12 protein-coding genes are annotated in these 16,712 nt (G+C 68.9%); 4 read left to right on the forward strand and 8 right to left on the reverse strand.

Annotation, left to right across the window (positions count from 1 at the left end; translation table 11 throughout):
* Positions 1 to 44 precede the first annotated feature (44 nt).
* The 4 genes from MJQ72_RS33460 to MJQ72_RS33475 are packed head-to-tail and all read left to right on the forward strand — an operon-like array spanning position 45 to position 7,359.
* Positions 45 to 1,847 carry an ABC transporter ATP-binding protein gene (locus MJQ72_RS33460; RefSeq protein ID WP_240595024.1) on the forward strand — a complete coding sequence of 601 codons (1,803 nt, stop codon included), beginning with the start codon at positions 45 to 47 and terminating at the stop codon, positions 1,845 to 1,847.
* Positions 1,848 to 1,854: 7 nt separating this feature from the next.
* The gene (locus tag MJQ72_RS33465; RefSeq protein ID WP_240595026.1) at positions 1,855 to 3,597 is read left to right on the forward strand and encodes an ABC transporter ATP-binding protein; all 1,743 of its coding nucleotides are present in this window, start codon (positions 1,855 to 1,857) and stop codon (positions 3,595 to 3,597) included.
* A gap of 42 nt (positions 3,598 to 3,639) precedes the next feature.
* Entirely contained in the window at positions 3,640 to 4,680 is a 1,041-nt protein-coding gene (locus MJQ72_RS33470) for an acetylserotonin O-methyltransferase (RefSeq protein ID WP_240595028.1), read from the forward strand.
* Between the two features lie 45 nt (positions 4,681 to 4,725).
* A complete protein-coding gene (locus MJQ72_RS33475; protein WP_240595030.1) occupies positions 4,726 to 7,359 on the forward strand; it encodes a LuxR C-terminal-related transcriptional regulator in 2,634 nt (877 codons plus the stop codon).
* Here the strand turns inward: MJQ72_RS33475 and MJQ72_RS33480 are convergent.
* The 8 genes from MJQ72_RS33480 to MJQ72_RS33515 all read right to left on the reverse strand — a co-directional run bounded on the left by MJQ72_RS33480 (position 7,284) and on the right by MJQ72_RS33515 (position 16,442).
* A complete protein-coding gene (locus tag MJQ72_RS33480; RefSeq protein ID WP_240595032.1) occupies positions 7,284 to 8,657 on the reverse strand; it encodes a 3-deoxy-7-phosphoheptulonate synthase class II in 1,374 nt (457 codons plus the stop codon). The genes MJQ72_RS33475 and MJQ72_RS33480 overlap by 76 nt on opposite strands.
* The gene (locus MJQ72_RS33485; protein ID WP_240595034.1) at positions 8,654 to 10,528 is read right to left on the reverse strand and encodes an anthranilate synthase family protein; all 1,875 of its coding nucleotides are present in this window, start codon (positions 10,526 to 10,528) and stop codon (positions 8,654 to 8,656) included. Before MJQ72_RS33485 ends, MJQ72_RS33480 begins: the two co-directional genes overlap by 4 nt.
* A complete protein-coding gene (locus MJQ72_RS33490; protein ID WP_315860775.1) occupies positions 10,525 to 11,181 on the reverse strand; it encodes an isochorismatase family protein in 657 nt (218 codons plus the stop codon). Before MJQ72_RS33490 ends, MJQ72_RS33485 begins: the two co-directional genes overlap by 4 nt.
* 99 nt (positions 11,182 to 11,280) lie before the next feature.
* Complete coding sequence (locus MJQ72_RS33495; protein ID WP_240595035.1) at positions 11,281 to 12,078, reverse strand: 2,3-dihydro-2,3-dihydroxybenzoate dehydrogenase; 798 nt, start codon at positions 12,076 to 12,078, stop codon at positions 11,281 to 11,283.
* Positions 12,075 to 13,556 (reverse strand): amidohydrolase family protein, encoded by a 1,482-nt coding sequence (locus tag MJQ72_RS33500; RefSeq protein ID WP_240595036.1) that lies wholly within the window; start codon positions 13,554 to 13,556, stop codon positions 12,075 to 12,077. The genes MJQ72_RS33495 and MJQ72_RS33500 overlap by 4 nt, the downstream gene beginning before the upstream one ends.
* Positions 13,553 to 13,789: a phosphopantetheine-binding protein gene (locus MJQ72_RS33505; RefSeq protein WP_240595037.1), complete on the reverse strand. Its 237-nt coding sequence runs from the start codon at positions 13,787 to 13,789 to the stop codon at positions 13,553 to 13,555. The genes MJQ72_RS33500 and MJQ72_RS33505 overlap by 4 nt, the downstream gene beginning before the upstream one ends.
* Positions 13,786 to 15,405, reverse strand: coding sequence for a (2,3-dihydroxybenzoyl)adenylate synthase (locus MJQ72_RS33510; protein ID WP_240601485.1), 1,620 nt, complete (start codon positions 15,403 to 15,405; stop codon positions 13,786 to 13,788). Before MJQ72_RS33510 ends, MJQ72_RS33505 begins: the two co-directional genes overlap by 4 nt.
* Positions 15,405 to 16,442: a ketoacyl-ACP synthase III family protein gene (locus MJQ72_RS33515; RefSeq protein ID WP_240595038.1), complete on the reverse strand. Its 1,038-nt coding sequence runs from the start codon at positions 16,440 to 16,442 to the stop codon at positions 15,405 to 15,407. The genes MJQ72_RS33510 and MJQ72_RS33515 overlap by 1 nt, the downstream gene beginning before the upstream one ends.
* Positions 16,443 to 16,712: the final 270 nt, after the last annotated feature.

Raw genomic sequence — 16,712 nt, forward strand, 5'->3', positions numbered from 1 at the left:
GGAAACGAGGCCGTTCTTCGGTCTGTCCATGGGGAGGGAATCGAGTGAGCACGGCGACGGCTGCGGCTGAAGTACCCGGGGATTCCCCGGCCGCCGGCACCGGTCCGGATCCGGGCCGGTCACTGCTGGGGCTTCTGGCGCCGGTGAAACGGCGGCTCCTCACCGCGGTGGCGGTCGGCGGTCTGGCCGCCGCCTGCGGGGTGGCCGGATTCGTCCTGATCGCGCTGGCCCTGCGCGAACTGCTGGCGACGGATCCCTTGCCTGCCAAGGTGTTCGGCCTGATCGGCGCCGCGCTGGCCGCGATCCTCGGCAGGCTCGCGTTCCGGTCGCTGGCCGTGCGCGTAGCGCATGAAGCGTCCTTCGACCTGGAAGTCCACCTGCGGACCGCGCTGACCGGACATCTCGGCAAGGTGCCCCTCGGCGAGGTCTCCCGGCTCGGATCCGGCGCGATAAAGAAGGTCGTCCAGGACGACGTACGCGCGCTGCACGTCGCGGTCGCCGACATCACCCCGCAGCTCGGGTTCTGCCTGGTGCAGCCGATAGCGGCACTGGGCGCGCTGGCGTTCGTCGACTGGCGGCTGCTGCTCGCGGTGCTGGCAATCGGGCCGGTCGTGTGGATCGGGATGCGGCTGGCCGGCCGGGACCAGGCCGAGCTGCGGCGCGAGTTCTACCGGGCCAACGAGGAGATCAACAAGGCCGTCGTCGAATTCGTCCAGGGCATGCCGGTGGTGCGGGCGTTCGACGACGGCTCCACGTCGTTCCGGCGGTTCGCCGACCGGGTCGACGAATTCACCGCGACGATCGGCGCGTGGCAGGCCTCCGGCAAGTCCGCCGCCGTGCTCACCCGGGTCGCGATGACGCCGGTGCCCACGCTGGTGCTGATCCTGCTCGTCGGCGTCCCGCTCACCCTCGCGGACGCGATGGACCCACCGACCCTGCTGGTGGGCCTGCTGATCGGCACACTGCCGATCGAGTCGGTCACCCCGATCATGTACCTGGCCCACTTCGTCAACGAGTCCAAAGCCGGTGCGGCCCGGATCGAGGAACTGCTCGCGATACCGCCGATGCCCGAACCCGAGCATCCGCTGCCCCCACGGGACGGCTCGGTCTCGCTCCGCGGCGTCACGTTCTGGTACGGCGACGACAGAGGCAGGCCCGCACTGGACGATGTGGACATCCACATACCGGCGGGAACGGTGTGCGCGCTGGTCGGTCCGTCCGGCTCCGGCAAGTCCACCATCGCCCGGCTGATCCCCCGGTTCTTCGACGTCCAGCGTGGATCGGTGGAGGTCGGCGGCGTGGACGTACGCCGGATCGGCACCGGATCCTTGCTCCGCCACGTCGCTTTGGTCTTCCAGGAACCCTTCCTGCTCGACGACACCATCGCGGCGAACATCCGGCTCGCCCGGCCGGACGCCGCCGACGAGGACGTCGTCAGGGCGGCGCGAGCGGCGCAGGCCCACGACTTCATCGTCGGCGAATTGCCGGAGGGATACGAGACGAAGGTCGGCGAGCGCGGCACGTTGCTGTCCGGTGGGCAGCGGCAGCGGATCACCATCGCCCGCGCGATGCTCTCCGACGCGCCGGTGGTGGTGCTGGACGAAGCCACCGCGTACGCGGACCCGGAGAACGAAGCGGCGATCCAGGCCGGGATCGCCCGGCTGACCCGCGACCGCACGGTGATCGTGATCGCGCACCGGCTTTCCAGCGTCACCGACGCCGACCAGATCGTCGTGATCCACCGTGGCCGGGTGGTCGAGCGCGGCACCCACGCCGAGCTCGTCGGCCGGGACGGCACCTACCACCACCTGTGGAACCACCACGAGCGGGCCCGCCGATGGGGCTGAGCAGCCGATGAAACGTATCTGGCAGTTGATGATGCTGGCCGCGGGCCGGTACCGGGCGCAGTACGTCTCGTCCGTCCGTATCTCCCTTCTCGCCTCACTGGTCCAGGCCGGCGCGTACGCGAGCCTGATCCCGTTGCTCGCGGCTCTCGCGGCACAACCGGTCCGGCACGGGGAAGCCTGGCTCTGGCTCGGGGTCTTCGTCGTCTGCTACCTGATCGAGGCCGTCCTGCGGTCCCGCGAACTCGGTTTCCAGCACGGGCAGTGGGCCGAGGTCCTCGCCGACGTGCGGCTACGGCTCGGGCGGAAGCTGCGGACGATGCGCCAGCGCGATCTGGAGGAACGCGCCTCCGGAGACCTGACCAGCCTGGTCGGCGGGACCGTCGTCAACGCGACGAGCGGGATCTCCACCGCCGGGCTCCTCTTCCTCCAGTTCGTCACCGTCCCGGTGGTCCTGCTGGTGGTCATCCTGCTGGTGGACTGGCGGCTGGGCGTCGTACTGGCGATTTCGACGCCGTTCGCGATCGGATTCGTACGCCGGATCCAGAGTCGCGGCGGAACGGGCATGCGCCGGTTGGAGGCCGCCGACGCCGACGCGTCCGCCAGAGTGGTCGAGTACGTGCAGGGCTTGCCCGTCCTGAAGGCGGCCGGACAGGTCGGGGCCGCCTCCGATCGGTTGCGCCGCGCGCTCACCACCCAGGGCACGGTGATGAGCCAGGCACAGAAGGGACTGATGTGGCCCGGGCTTCTCGCCTCCAGCGCCGTCCAGATCGGCATCGTGGCGATGGTGGCGCTCGGCGCCGGACTGGCCCTGGACGCGGACCTGTCCGTCCCGGTGTTGCTCGCCGTCGTCGCGGGCGCGGTCCGGTTCGCCGAACCGCTGGCGACGGCATCACAGATGACGGTGGTCTTCGAGATGACGGACGCCGCGCTGGCACGAGTCGGCGAAGTACTCGAAGCCGAGCCGCTGCCGGTGGCCGAACCCGCCGCGAAGATCTCCGCGTTCGACATCTCCTTCGACGACGTGAGCTTCGGATACGGCACCAAGCCCGTGGTGCGCGAGCTGACCTTCTCGGTGCCGGAGCGGAGTCTCACCGCCTTGGTGGGGCCGTCCGGGTCCGGGAAGACCACCATCACCCGGCTGCTGACCCGCTACGCCGATCCGGACGGCGGCCGTATCCGGATCGGTGGCAGCGACCTGCGGCAGGTCGAGCCCGCCGAGATCTTCCGGCATGTCTCGGTGGTCTTCCAGGATGTCTACCTGTTCGACGACACCATCCGTGAGAACATCGCGATGGCCCGGCCGAACGCCACCGACGCCGAGATCGAAGCGGCGGCGAGGGCGGCCAACGTGGTCGATTTCATCGACCGCCTGCCACGCGGTTACGACACGCGGGTCGGTGAGATCGGCGGTGCCCTCTCGGGCGGCGAACGTCAGCGGATCTCCATCGCCAGAGCCATTCTGAAAGACGCGCCCATCGTCCTGCTGGACGAACCGACCGCCGCGCTGGACACCGAAAGCGAGGTCGCCGTCCAAGAGGCGATCGACGCCTTGGTCACGGACAAGACCGTCATCGTCATCGCCCACCGGCTGACCACCGTCGTGGGAGCCGACCAGATCCTCGTTCTCGACGAAGGCCGGATCACCGAACGAGGTACGCACACGGAACTGCTCACCGCGGGCGGCCGGTACGCCGGTATGTGGAACGCCCAGACCGACGCACGCCATTGGCGTTTGGCGCCGCACTCCTGACCCTTGCGATTTCCTGAAATCCAAGTCACCGAGGAGAAAACTGTGAATCCCATCCCCACGGACGACGACAAGACCTTCGTCTTCGACCTGCTCTACGGCTTCTACCGCTCTCAGGCCCTCCAGACCTTCGCGACGCTCGGCGTGGCCGACGAACTCGCCGCGCGTCCGCGCACCGCCCACGACCTGGCCGCCGACCTGGACTGCGACGGCCCGACGCTGTACCGATTCCTCCGGCTGTGCACCGCGCTGCGGCTGGTCGACTCGATCGGCGACGGCACCTTCGCCCTGACCGGGGCGGGCGCACTGCTGCGGTCCGGTACCGACCCGACCATGCGCACTGTGGTCCGGTTCTGGGCAGGCGACGAGCAGTGGCGCGCCTGGGGTGCGCTCGAAGACGCGATCCGCAGCGGCGAACCGACGCTGGAGGACGCACTGGGAGCACCGATCTTCCCGTGGCTGGCCGAGCATCCCGAGCGTGGACGGGTGTTCAGCGAGGCGATGGCCGAGCGGGCCCGGATGGACCATCCCGGCATAGTGGAAGCCTGCGATCTGTCGGGTATGCGCACGATCGTCGACCTCGGCGGCGGCAACGGGACGTTGCTGACCGCTTTCCTGAAGGCGAACCCGGGGCTCAGCGGCGAATTGGTGGACACCCCGGCGAACGTCGCGCTGGCGGAGACCGTGCTGTCGGAAGCGGGTCTCTCCGATCGGGCTCGCCTGATCGCGGGTGACTTCTTCGATTCGGTGCCGCGAGACAGGGACGCGTACGTACTGAAGAGCGTCATCCACGATTGGAACGACGAGCAATCCGAACGGGCGCTCAAGGTGTGCCGGGACGCGATGCGGGCGGATTCGGTGCTGTACATCGTCGATCCGGTGATCCCGGACGAACCGGAAGGCTGGATCGCCTCGCCACGAGCCGTGCTGAGCGACCTGAACATGCTGGTCGTCACCGGCGGGACCGAGCGCACCGCCGGGGAGTTCGAAGCACTGCTGCGCGCATCCGGGTTCACTCTGGACAGCATCCGCGAATGCCCTCGCGCACCCGGATTCAGCGTCGTCACCGCATGTCCCGCTGGTTGATTCGAGGAACCACTTTGCTCTGACCGCGATTCTGTGGGGGAGAAAATGACGGATCTCATCGCGAGCACTTTTTCTTCGTTTTCCGAGGAAGGTCACGCGGATCTCTGGCCGACGGCGGCACGCACCGACGAGCTGACCGCCATCGGCACCGCGTTGAAGAACAACCGGAGCATCGTGCTGGTCGGCGCGCCCGGTGTCGGCAAGAGCAGGCTGCTGCGAGCGGCACTGGCGGGTCAGGTCGCCGGCGGCACCGTGGCGGTGGCGACCGCCGCGATGGTGCCCGACGGCGTTCCCGGGACGTCGTTGAACGCGTGGCTGGATTCCCACGACGCCGACCGGGTCGTGGTGGGCGTCGACGACGCCCACCTGCTGACCGGCGCGCTGGCCGAGCGAGTCCATTACCTGGCCGCGTATTGCGGGGTGGCGGTGATCGCCACCGTGCTGGCCGATTCGACGGCACCGGCCGGGATCAGCTCACTGTGGAAGGACCGGGTCGCCGACCGGATCGAGGTGACCCGGTTCTCCGAAGCTGGCGTCGGCGAGGTGCTCCGGACCCGCCTCGGCAGGCACGTCGACCCCGGCACGGTTTCCCGGCTCCACTATCTCACCGGCGGAAACGCCCGGTTGCTGAGCGAGGTGGTCGACCACGACCTGGAACAGGGCGGGCTGAGCATCGCCGACGACGGCGCCTGGCGCTGGTCCGGTCTGGTCGGCGACAACGACCGGCTGGTGGACCTGGTCTGGCTGCAGCTGGGTCCCCTCGATCCCGTCGAGACGGAATTGGTGAACATGCTGGCGCTGGCGGGTTCGCTCGAGGCGGACCTGCCGATCGTCGCCGACTTGTCCGCGGCGGCGGAATCCCTCAACCATCGGGGAATCGTCGTGACGGAGATGATCGGCGACGTGCTGCACCTGAGGCTGGCGTACCGGGTTTACGACACGGTGCTGGCCGGAGCGATGCCCGAGCTGACCGCTCGGCGGCTCCGGTTACGGCTGGCCGAGGCGATCGAAGACTGGCACGGGCACCGCCATCGTGACGGCCGCGCCGAACTACTGCGGATCAGGGTCACCGGTGACCTCGCGTCGGACCGGATCCTGGCGGCGGCGCGGCTCAGCGGCGCACGCTCGGATGTCCTTTCGTCAGAACGCTTCGCGCGGTTGGCCCTGCAGAGATCCGCGGACGGCACGGCCATGGTCGAAGCGACGCTGCTGCTGAGCCGGGCGCTGGGCGAGCAGGGCAGGTTCGCCGAGGTGGAAAGGATGCTGTCGGCGGTCTGGGCCATCCCGGTGACACCCGAGCTGCGGGCCGAGCTGATCACCGAGCGGACGACCAATCTGGCCACCCGGCTGGACCGCGTCGAGGACGCGAGATCCTTCGTGGACGACGAGCTGACCGAACGCCCCGCGGCTTCGGGCGCCCGGCTCCACGTCCTGCGGGCATGGATCGGCATCCTCGCCGACGAACTGCCCGCGGTGGCCGCGGAGGGTTCGGCGTTGCTGGCCCGCGAGTCGCCGGGGTCCGCGCTCACTCAAGCGCTCGCCCCGGCCGTCGCCTACGCGTGCGACTTCACCGGCGACACCCGCAAGGCGGTGGCCCTGCTGGATTCCTGTCGTCCGGCAGTGGAGAACTGGGCGGAACCACACCGGTACGCGTTCGACGTCGCGTACACCCAGGTGACCCAGCTGTCCGGCGGCGGGGAGGGCGCGGAGAGCCTCGGCCGGCTCCGTGCCCGGCCGTCGAACGACGAGGTCGGCCGGATCGCCGTCTGGGGAATCGTCCTGCGCGGCCATGTCCACCGCCTCCGCGGCCGGATGTCGGAGGCGATCGCCGAATTCCACACCGCCCGCACCTTCGCCCGGACGAGAGACTGGTACTCCGGCCGATCCTGGGTGCTGGCCCAGCTGGCCGGAACACTGGCCGAAAGCGGACAGCTGCCCGAAGCGTCGGCCACGATCGCCGAAGCACGCTCGCTGTACGAGCGGCACCCGTTGTCCGGCATCGAGCGTGACGGGGTGGATCTGGAAAGCGTGGTGGTACTGGCGCACAGCGGGAAGCAGGCACAGGCGATCATCACCGCCCGGGAAGTGGCGAAACGCAGCCAAGACGCCGGACGGCTGGCACAAGCCATCCTCGCGGTGCACCTGATCGCCAGGCTCGGCGAGGCGGAGTCCGTCGTGGACCAGGCGATTTCACTCGACGCCGCGGTGACGACGCCGTTTTCCCACGCCCGGGCCGAACACGTACGGGCACTCGCCTCCCGTAGCGAGGACGGGCTCGTTCGAGTGGCGGAAGAATTTCTGGAACTGGGCCTGCTTCCGCTCGCCGCGGAGGCTTTCGCGCAGGCGAGCTCCCTGTGCCGCGACACCGGTCATGCTCGCAAGGCACGGGCGGCCGGTGCGCGGTTCCGGGAGATACTGGCCTCATATGGCGGCACGGTGCCACCGTGGAGCGGCTGCAACCGGTTCCGCGGCGGCGATCCGACGTTGACCTACCGCGAGCGCGAAGTCGCCCAACTGGTGGCGGCGGGACTGACCAACCGGGACGTGGCGAGCCGGTTGGTGGTTTCGGTGCGTACCGTGGAGAACCATCTGCAGCGCGCCTATCACAAGCTGGGCATCGCGACCAGATCCGAACTGGCCCGCTCGATGGAACTCCCGCTTTCCAGCCCGGCCAGCTGAAATGCGAGATCGAGCGCTTGGTCGCGGCTCAGCCGAGGGTCGCAGACGGACTGGTAGCGGGACGGGACCTCGGCCGGAGAGACACCCGCGCCCACGCATTCGGTCACGTCGTCGCCGGTCAGCTCGACGTGGATTCCCCCGGGATGGGTCCCGAAAGCCCGGTGCACTTCGAAGAATCCCTTCACCTCCCGCACGATGTCGCCGAGCCTGCGGATCTTGTGCCCGGAGGGAGCGCGGAGGGTGTTGCCATGCATGGGATCGCAGACCCAGCCGACGGTTCTCCCGTCGGCACGGACGGATTCCACCAGCGCGGGAAGGACATCCCTGATCCGGTCCGCGCCCATTCTGGTGATCAGGGTGAGGCGGCCCGGGATGCCGTCCGGATCGAGCCGGTCGATCAAGGCCGACAGCTCGTCCGGGGTCATCCCCGGGCCGACCTTCACCGCGATCGGGTTGGCGAGCGTGCGAAAGAACTCCACGTGCGCGCCGTCCACGGCGCGGGTACGCTCGCCGATCCAAAGCAGGTGGCCGGACGTCGCGTACGAACGGCCGCTCACCGCGTCGACCCGCGTCAGCGCGGACTCGTAGTCCAGCAGCAGTCCCTCGTGCGAAACGAAAACCGGCCCGGGCTCCACGTCCGGCAGGTCGAGTGTCGCGGACAGGAAAGCGATGGCACGCCCGATGGCGTCGGACACCGGCCGGTGGTGCGCTCGTGTCGAAACGAACCGTTCGTTGGCGGCCTGGAGCTGACGGAGGCTGGTGTAGCGGCCGCTGTTGAGCTCCCGGACGACGTTCAAGCCGGTCGCGCTCGCGTGATAGGCCTGGAGCATCCGATGCGGATCCGGCGTCCGCGCGGCCGCGTCGAATTCCGAACCGTTGACGGCGTCGCCGCGATACACCGGAAGTTCCAGTCCGCCACGGGTCTCGGTCGGCGCGGACCGGGGTTTCGCGTACTGCCCGGCCATCCTGGCCAGCAGGACGACCGGCGAGGACAACGCGTAACCGAGCACCACGGCCATCTGCCGCATCGTCGCGACGGTGTTCTGCGCGGAATTGGCGGAGGTGGCGTAGAAGGACTCGGCGCAGTCGCCTGCCTGCAGCAGGAAGGCGTCGCCGTTCGCCACGGCGGCCAGCCGCCGGGTGAGCCGATCGCATTCGGCGGGGAACACCAGGGGCAGGGCCAGTTGCAACCGGGCCGTCACGGCCGCCAGTTCACCGCGATCCGGCCAGGCGGGCTGCTGCGCCGCGGGCAGCGTTCGCCACAGCTGCGGATCGGTGAGGTCGAAGGCGAAACTCATGACACCGTGTCCAGCTCGCGCAGGGCGACGGCGACCATCCGCTCGACGATGCCCTGCCCGTCGCGGGTCATCACCGAGGCCGGATGGAACTGCACCGAGGCGAACCCGTTACCGCGCAGGGCATGGACCTCACCTGTCCCGGCGTCATGACAGATCTCCACCTGCCTGCCACGGGCCGTCATCGGTTCGCCGCGCGTGTGCGCGGTGAAGGTGTTGTAGAAGAACACCGACTCGTCCCGGCCGAACAGGTCGATCCGGCGCCGGACGCCCTGGTTCGGATCGGGCCGTCGGATCAAGGGCAGCCCCAGCGCCGAACTGAGCACCTGGTGGCTCAGGCAGATGGACAGGAAGGGCTGGTCACCGGCCAGCAGGTCCTCGGTGACCCGGCGAAGGTGGACGATCTTCGGATCGGCCGTCGCACGGGGGTCACCGGGGCCGGGCCCGACCACCACCAGGTCGTAGCCGGACAGATCGTACGGCTGGTCGAACCGGCGGACCGTGACCTCGAATCCCAGCGCCCGCAGCAGTTGCCCGCCCATCGCGGTGAAGGCGTCCTCCGCGTCGATGATCAGCAGCCGGTGGCCCTCGTACGCGGCGGTTTCGTCCCGGTCGCCCAGCCAGAAGCCGGAAAGCGGATCGTTCCGCGACGCGAGTGCGCGCTTCACCTCGGGACTCGATGCAGGTCCGGGCTCGGGTATCGGTCGCGGCCGGCGCTCGCCGCTACGGAGGGCGGCCAGCAGCGCGTCCACCTTCGCCGCGGTCTCCGCGGTCTCCGCCCCGGGATCGGAATCCCGGACCAGGGTGGAACCGACCCCGATGCTCAGCCTGCCGTCCCGGTCGATGTCCGCGGTCCGGATGAGGATGGCGGAATCCATCCGTCTGTGGCCGTCGAGGTCGGTGCCCACCAGCACGGCCGCGCCGGCGTAGTAACCGCGCCCTGCCGGCTCGAACCGGGTGATCACCCGGCAGGCGCTCTCCAACGGGCTTCCGGTCACCGTCGGCGCGAACAGCGTGCCGGCGAGGACGTCGCGGAAGTCGTGGCTCGTGTTCCCGGCGATGAAGTACTCGGTGTGGGCGAGCCTGGCCATTTCCTTGAGCCGGGGACCGTGCACCCGGATATCCGTGCAGATCCGGCTCATCATCTTCAATTCCTCGTCGACCACCATGTACAGCTCGTTGGTCTCCTTGCCGTCGGCGAGGAAGTCCAGCACCCCGTCGAGGGTCGGCCCGCCGGGCGGGTACCGGTACGTTCCGCTGATCGGGTTCATCACCGCGGTTCCGCCGTCGAGGCTGACATGCCGCTCCGGGCTGGCCCCGACGAAGGTGCGATCGCCGGTGTGGATCAGGAAGGTCCAGTACGCGCCGGATTCGACGGCGAGCAGCCGCCCGTAGAAGGCGAGAGCGGTATACGGTGACCAATCCGGGATTTCGGTGTGGAAGGCCCGTTTGATCACGAAGTTCGATCCGGTGCCCTGGCCGATCTCGTGCGCCACCACTCGCCGCACGATGTCCTCGTAGGTGTCGTCGTCCGGGTCGAATCTGCCGCCGTCGACGGCGATCGGAGTCCGGCCCGCCGCCCGCACGACCTCGCCTGCCGGGATCTCCGACTGCTCGGTGACGCTGATCGCCAGTATCGGCGTGCCGTCGTCGTGATGGTCGTAGCCCCGCTCCCCGATCAGCCGGAAAGGCAGGATCGCCAGCAGCGAATGGGTGTCCGGGCCGCGCTCGGCCAAGGGCAGGTCGGCGGTGCCGCCCGGTTCCGTGATCGTTCCGGTGAGCAATTCGAGCCTGCCTCGTAGCCCCGTCTCCGGTCGGTGCAGCAACGCGAACGGACGCCCGGTCCGCAGGAGTTCGTCCAGCGTGGCCGTCATCGCGCTGCTGCCGTGGCCGCCGCGAGGGTGCTGAGGATCGTCCTGGTCGACTCGACCACCGCGCACCGCTTCGCCGCGTAGTCCAGCGTCATCCGGTGGTGTTCCAGGGAGAAGTCGGCGATGGCGTCGCCGGCCAGAAAGGTCTGGACGTCGTTCGCGAAAGCGTCGTTGGCCGTCATGAGGATGCCGACGTGGCCGTACACGCCGCAGACGAGGAGTTGGTCTCGGCCGCTGCGTTCCAGCGTCCGCAACAGGTCGGTGCGGACGAAGGCGCTCGCCTTCCATTTGGTGAAGACGGTGTCGCCCTGGCCGGGGGCGAGCCGGCCGGGAACGCGCCGGTCCTCCGGGGAGGACCGCATGCCGGGTCCCCAGAAATCGGCGAGCAGGCCGCGCTGCCGCGGTGTCATGGAGCCGGGTTGCAAGGTGTAGTAGGCCGGCACACCCGTTCGGGCGCACCGATTCCTCAGCGCCTCGACGTTCCGGAGCAGGTCCGTCAGCAGTGGTTCGCCGAACGGCCGGAGGAAGTAGTGCTGCAGGTCATGGATGAGGAGAGCGGCGCGGCTCGGATCGAGGGTCCACCGCGCGGTGTTCTCGGGCAACTCGTGCTCCGCGGGCATCGGATACGACGCCGTCGGCAAACGAGAGACGGCCACGGCTGAATTTCCCCTTCTCTCGGTGTCTGTTGTCGGTTCGGGACCGGGCCGGTCCCGGCCGCCGGTCTGGCTGGTGTGCGGAGTGGCCGGCATGTTTCCTCACACGCCGAGCGTGGCACCGCCGTCGACGGTGAGCGTCTGCATGGTGATGTGTCCCGCGCCGTCCGAGAGCAGGAAGAGCACGGCCTCCGAGACATCGCCCGGGCTGGCGATCTTGCCGAGCGGGATGCCGACCCGGAACGACTCCGGCGCGCCCACGACGGAGGTCCGCTCGGCGACGGTCTCCGCCTCGGGCACGCCTTCGTACAACTCCGTCAGCATCCGCGTTCCCGTCGAGCCCGGCGCGACGGTGTTGCAGCGGATGCCGTACCCGGCCAGTTCCAAGCCGAGGCAGGCCGTGAAAGCCGTCGCCGCGGCCTTGGAAGCCGCGTAGGCGGACATACCGAACCTCGCCGTGCTCGCGGCATTCGACGCCACCGTGACCACCGCGCCACGGCGGCGCGGGATCATCCGCCGGGTGACCGCGCGGCTGACGTGGAAAACGCCACCGGCGTTCACCCCGAGCGTGGTGGTCCAATCGTTGTCGCTCAGCTCGTCGACGGTGCCCACCCGCAGGACGCCCGCGGCGTTGACGAGGTACTCGATCGGCCCGAGGTCCGCCTCGACCTTCTCCACCGCCGCCTCGACTTCCCCGGCGGAGGTCACGTCCACCGGAATCGGCAGCGCCGGGAGACCGGTGGCGCCGAGTTCGTCGGCGAGCTCACGCAACGGGGTGACCTGACGATCCAGCAGGGCGACCGGGATGTCGCGGGCGGCGATACCACGCGCGATCTGGGCGCCGATCCCACCCGCGGCCCCGGTGATCAGCGCGACCTTCCTGTTTTCGATGCCGTTCATCGAGCGACCCCCGTCAGTATCCGGTCCACTTTGCTTCGCGGGACACGCAGGCAACGCGTGCTGAACGAAGAAAGCGCTTCGAGATAGGACTTTTCCAATTCCGCCTCGTCCACCCGGACGCCGCGGCCTCCTTCGACGAGCAGCTGCCCGCCGACCACCACAGTGTCCACATCGGACGAACAGCCGAGCGCGAGAAACGCCTCCAACGGCCGTGTGTTCAGCAGGTAGCGCCAGTCGTCGGTGCGGACGAGCACCAGGTCGGCCCGCTTGCCGGGAGCCAGGCTGCCGATGTCCTCCCAGCCAAGGCCCGCCGCCCCGATCCTCGTCGCCATCGCCAGTGCGTCGGACGGCAGAACCTCGGTCTGGTCCCCGTACATTTCGTTGAAGGACTGCCAGACCGCGCGCATCGCCTCGACCATTCCCGGCCCGGCCAAGGCCATTCCGTCGGTGGACAAGGAAACCCCGAGGCCGGCCCGGCGCAGCTCCGGGACGACGCGCGTTTCGGTGATCGTCGTTTCCCCGGTCATGCCGTACTTCGCCGGCGAGAAGCTGATGTGCGCGCCTGCCTCGATCAGCAGCGAGCGTTCTTCGTCGTCCACGAAAGCGGTGTGCACCGCCGTGAGCCGTTCGGTGACCAGGCCGAGATCGGCGAGCCGTCGCACCCCCGTGTCCCCGTAGTAGGCGCGGAGCAGCTCGGGTTCGTTGCGTAGCGCGCCGACGTGGGTGGCGAACGGCAGTTCGTGGTCGTCGACCAGCCGCGCGATACCCGCGCCGAGTTCGTCCGTCATGTTCGTGACGTACACGACGCTGGGACGGCACCGGATCAACCCGCTGTCGTCGCCCGCGCATTCCCGTATCAGCGCCTCCACCCCGGCCAGCACGGCGTCGGTGTCCTTGGTCCGGCGGAACCCGGTCTCGCCGGGAGCGCAGATCGCGTCGCACGCCCAAGTACCGACGACACAACGGATCCCGAGCGAGCGCGCGGCGGCGACCAGCGAAGTCGGCCGGTTGAGCGAGCCCACGTCCCCGAGAGTGGTCACACCACTACGTAACTGCGTCCACATCGAGTAACGGGCGATCGCCTCCGCTTCGTCCGGGCGCATACCGTCGATCAGCCGATCGAACGAGTCGAAAGCGCGCGAAATCCGATGCATCGACCCGCCGCCGCCCATGAAGTCGACGACGTCCTCACGGTCCGAGGGCGGGCGTGTCGCTCCCCCCATCATCATCCGCATCCCGAACATCTCGTGCCAATGCCCGTTGACCAGCCCCGGCAGCACCATGTGGCCGGACGCGTCGACGGTCCGCAGCTGTTCGCGAACGCCCGGATTCAGCCCGGCGACCGCCCGGCCGACCTCCTCGACCGTTCCGATCGCCGTGATCCGGCCGTCCACGGCCAGCACCGCGCCGTTCGGGATGACCCTGTCCTCCTCGTCCGCCGGATAGACGCACCCGTTCGTGACCAGGAGCGAGTTCACCGCTCCGCCCTCGTCTCGATCTCCTCGAAATGGGCGGCCCACGCCCCGAGCGTCGGCGCGGCGACCAGCGTCTCGAAGGACACCGCCAGTCCGTCTCGCCGCCATCTCGTGACCAGCCGCATGATCTCCAGTGAGCTGATCCCGAGCTGGACCAGGTTGGCGTCGGGCGTGATCGCCTCGGCGGGTACGGCCGAGTGCTCCGCGATCGCGGCACGAAGTTCCTCGTCGGTCATGTTCCCTCCATCGCCATGGCGATCAGCGCCTTCTTGTCGACCTTCCCCAACGGCGTCAGCGGGAATCCGGCCGCGAATTCGATTCGTTCCGGGATCTTGTATTCGGCGACGCCGAGGTCGCGCACGGCGCTCCTCAGCTCGTCCGCCGACACGGACGGATCACCCGGTGCGCCCGCCGCCACGACGTAGGCGCAAACGCGTTCGGAAAGGAATTCGTCCGGGATTCCGACCACCGCCGCCGCGGCGACCGCGGGATGGGCGAGCAGGTAGTCCTCGACCTCGGTCGCGGAGATCTTGTCGCCACCCCTGATGATCATTTCCTTGATCCTGCCCTCGATCACCAGGTCACCGTCCTCGGTGATCCGGGCGCGGTCCCCGGTCCGATAGAAGCCGTCCGGGGTGAAGGCCTTCGCGTTGTGCTCGGGGGCCCGGTAATAGCCACGCAAGGTGTACGGGCCGCGGGCCAGCAACTCGCCGACCTCACCCTCCGCGCACGGCTCCCCAGCCGGCCCGACGACACGCATTTCGTCGTACGGGGAGATCGGTCTTCCCTGGGTGGTCAGCACGCTTTCCGCCGGGTCATCGGACCGGGTGAAGGTCAGCAGTCCCTCGGCCATGCCGAAGACCTGCTGCAACTGGCAGCCCAGCGTGGGCCCGATCCGCTCGGTGAACTCCCGTGTCATGCGGGCTCCGCCGACCTGCAGGAGCCGCAGGCTCGACAGATCCCGCTCGGTCCATTCGGCCAGTTCGAGCCAGATCCGCGTGATCGACGGCACCTGCGCGGTGAAGGTCACCTTTTCGCGTTCGATCAGCTCGAAGCAGCCTTCCGGGTCGGGGTTGTCCGCGAGGACGACCGTGCCGCCCGTGTGGAAGGTGCCCAGTACGCCAGGGCATCCCCAGGCGAAGTTGAACTCGATCGGCAGCGCCGCCAGATAGACGTCGTCGCCGGTCAGACGGCCGACCTCGGCGGCCTGTCTCGACTGGTACAGGTAGTCGTCGTGGGTACGCGGGATCAGCTTGGGCAGCGCCGTCGTGCCACCGGAAAGCAGGAAGAAGGCGACGTCGGCCGGATCCTGTTCCCGAAGGCCGATCGGCGTGCTTTCCAGCTCGGCCAGGGGGATGCAGTCCGCCGGGACGTTTCCCGAAAGCACGAACAGCTTTTCCAGCGCGGGGAGTTCGTCACGGAGTTCGCGTGCCTGCTCGACGTGGTCGAAGCCGCGGTGAACACCGGGCAGGACGTACGCCGACGCTTCGGTGATCTCACCCAGGTGCCTGATCTCGGTGGCGCGGTGGGCCGGCAGCGAGAACACCGGTATCGCGCCCAGCCGGGACAACGCGAAGGTGATCGCGGCGAACTCCGGCACATTGGGCAACTGGACGACGACGCGCTGCCCGGGTTCGATGCCGTGCCCGGCGAAACCGGCGGCGAGCCGGTCCGCCCAGCGGTCCAGTTCGGCATACGTGATCCGTCGCGGTCCGTGTACGAGCGCCGTCCGGCGGCCGAACTCGGCGGCCAGCCGTCGCAGCATCGCGCCGAGGGTTTCTCCGCGCCAGACCCCGGCTCTGCGGTACGTACGCGCGGTGTCCCCGGGCCAGGGCGTGCATCCGGACAACATCACCGGCCGTCCTCGGCGGCCTGGAGGATTTCCACCACCGCGGCACCCGCCGCCATTCCGGTGCTGGCGCCGATGAGCAGGACCCGATCACCCGGCACGACCTGGCCGGTCGTCCAGAGATGTTCCAAACCGAGGAACAGATCGGCGGCACCGGTATGGCCGATCGTCCGGGTGTAGTCCCAGACACCGCGGTCGTCGCCGACGCCGAGCGGATCGAGGAACATCGCGTCCAGCGCGCTCCGCCCGAAGCCGACGTGGCAGACCCGGGTGACCTGGTCGAGGGTCAGTCCCGCCTCCTTGAGCGTCCGCTCGGTGATCTCCGCGACCCGATCGCCGAAGTGGCGGATCGGCGACGACTGACCGGCCGCCCACTGTTCGCGGACCTTCTGTTCCCGCTCGGTGAAATTCAGGCTCCGGCCGACGGTCACCCCTGGCGGGAACAGCCTTTCGCCCGCCCGGTGCAGTATTTCCATCTGCGGGTCCGACAACGAGCCGATCGCCAGCAGCTTCGCGAAACCCGGCCGCCGGGACACCACCACCGCCGAACCCGCGTCGGCCAGCAGGAAGAGTGTCGAACCGCGCCAGCGGTCCACGAGCGGGGTCGAGTAGTTGTCGCCGGTGGTGATCAACGCCGCGTCGTGGGTGGGATCGGCGATCAGCCGGTTCGCGGCCGCCTCGACACCGGCGATCATGCCGAGGCAACCCAGCTTGATCTCCATCGCGGGGATCGGCCGGTCGAGGGTGTTCAGCAGGATGTAGTGGGCCGCCGACCAGCCGTCCGGGCCCTGGTGGTGGGTGTAGCAGTGCAGCAGCACACCGAAATCGTCCGGGCCGATCCCGGACCGGCGGACCGCCGCGCGAGCGGCGTCGATGGCCATGTCCGGCCCGGGTTTCGCCGGGCTTACCGCCACGGAGAGCATGCCGGACGACCTGCGCTCCGCTCGTCCGTACCAACCTTCCCCGACGGCGTGCTCGGTGGATACGAGGTCGGGAAGATCGCTGCCGATTCCAGCGAGATAGAGGGTTTCGGTACGCATCAGCGACGAGTCCTCTCTGTCGTTTCGTCGCCACGGGTGGCTCCCGTCAGCTCATCACCTCGGCAGGCCGGCTTTCATGAGTGATCTCTACTCAATCGAAGCCGCCACCCCCGGGAGCGAGCCGCGCCGGTTGACCCGTTCGCCCCAGCGACACGGGACCATTCGGACCTTTCGGTCAATGGAGTAGTGACTACTCAAGCGTCGCCCTCCTTCGCATGTTTGCTTAATCAGCGTGATTTCCCTGGAGGTGCGATGTCATCGCGTCCTGAG

The sequence above is a fragment of the Amycolatopsis sp. EV170708-02-1 genome (genome assembly GCF_022479115.1).
GTDB lineage: Bacteria > Actinomycetota > Actinomycetes > Mycobacteriales > Pseudonocardiaceae > Amycolatopsis.

Coding starts and splice junctions, on each gene's coding strand:
- MJQ72_RS33465 (WP_240595026.1), top strand. CDS start 1,855: ATGAAACGTATCTGGCAGTTGATGATGCTGGCCGCGGGCCGGTACCGG.
- MJQ72_RS33475 (WP_240595030.1), top strand. CDS start 4,726: ATGACGGATCTCATCGCGAGCACTTTTTCTTCGTTTTCCGAGGAAGGT.
- MJQ72_RS33480 (WP_240595032.1), bottom strand. CDS start 8,657: ATGAGTTTCGCCTTCGACCTCACCGATCCGCAGCTGTGGCGAACGCTG.
- MJQ72_RS33485 (WP_240595034.1), bottom strand. CDS start 10,528: ATGACGGCCACGCTGGACGAACTCCTGCGGACCGGGCGTCCGTTCGCG.
- MJQ72_RS33495 (WP_240595035.1), bottom strand. CDS start 12,078: ATGAACGGCATCGAAAACAGGAAGGTCGCGCTGATCACCGGGGCCGCG.
- MJQ72_RS33505 (WP_240595037.1), bottom strand. CDS start 13,789: ATGACCGACGAGGAACTTCGTGCCGCGATCGCGGAGCACTCGGCCGTA.
- MJQ72_RS33510 (WP_240601485.1), bottom strand. CDS start 15,405: ATGTTGTCCGGATGCACGCCCTGGCCCGGGGACACCGCGCGTACGTAC.
- MJQ72_RS33515 (WP_240595038.1), bottom strand. CDS start 16,442: ATGCGTACCGAAACCCTCTATCTCGCTGGAATCGGCAGCGATCTTCCC.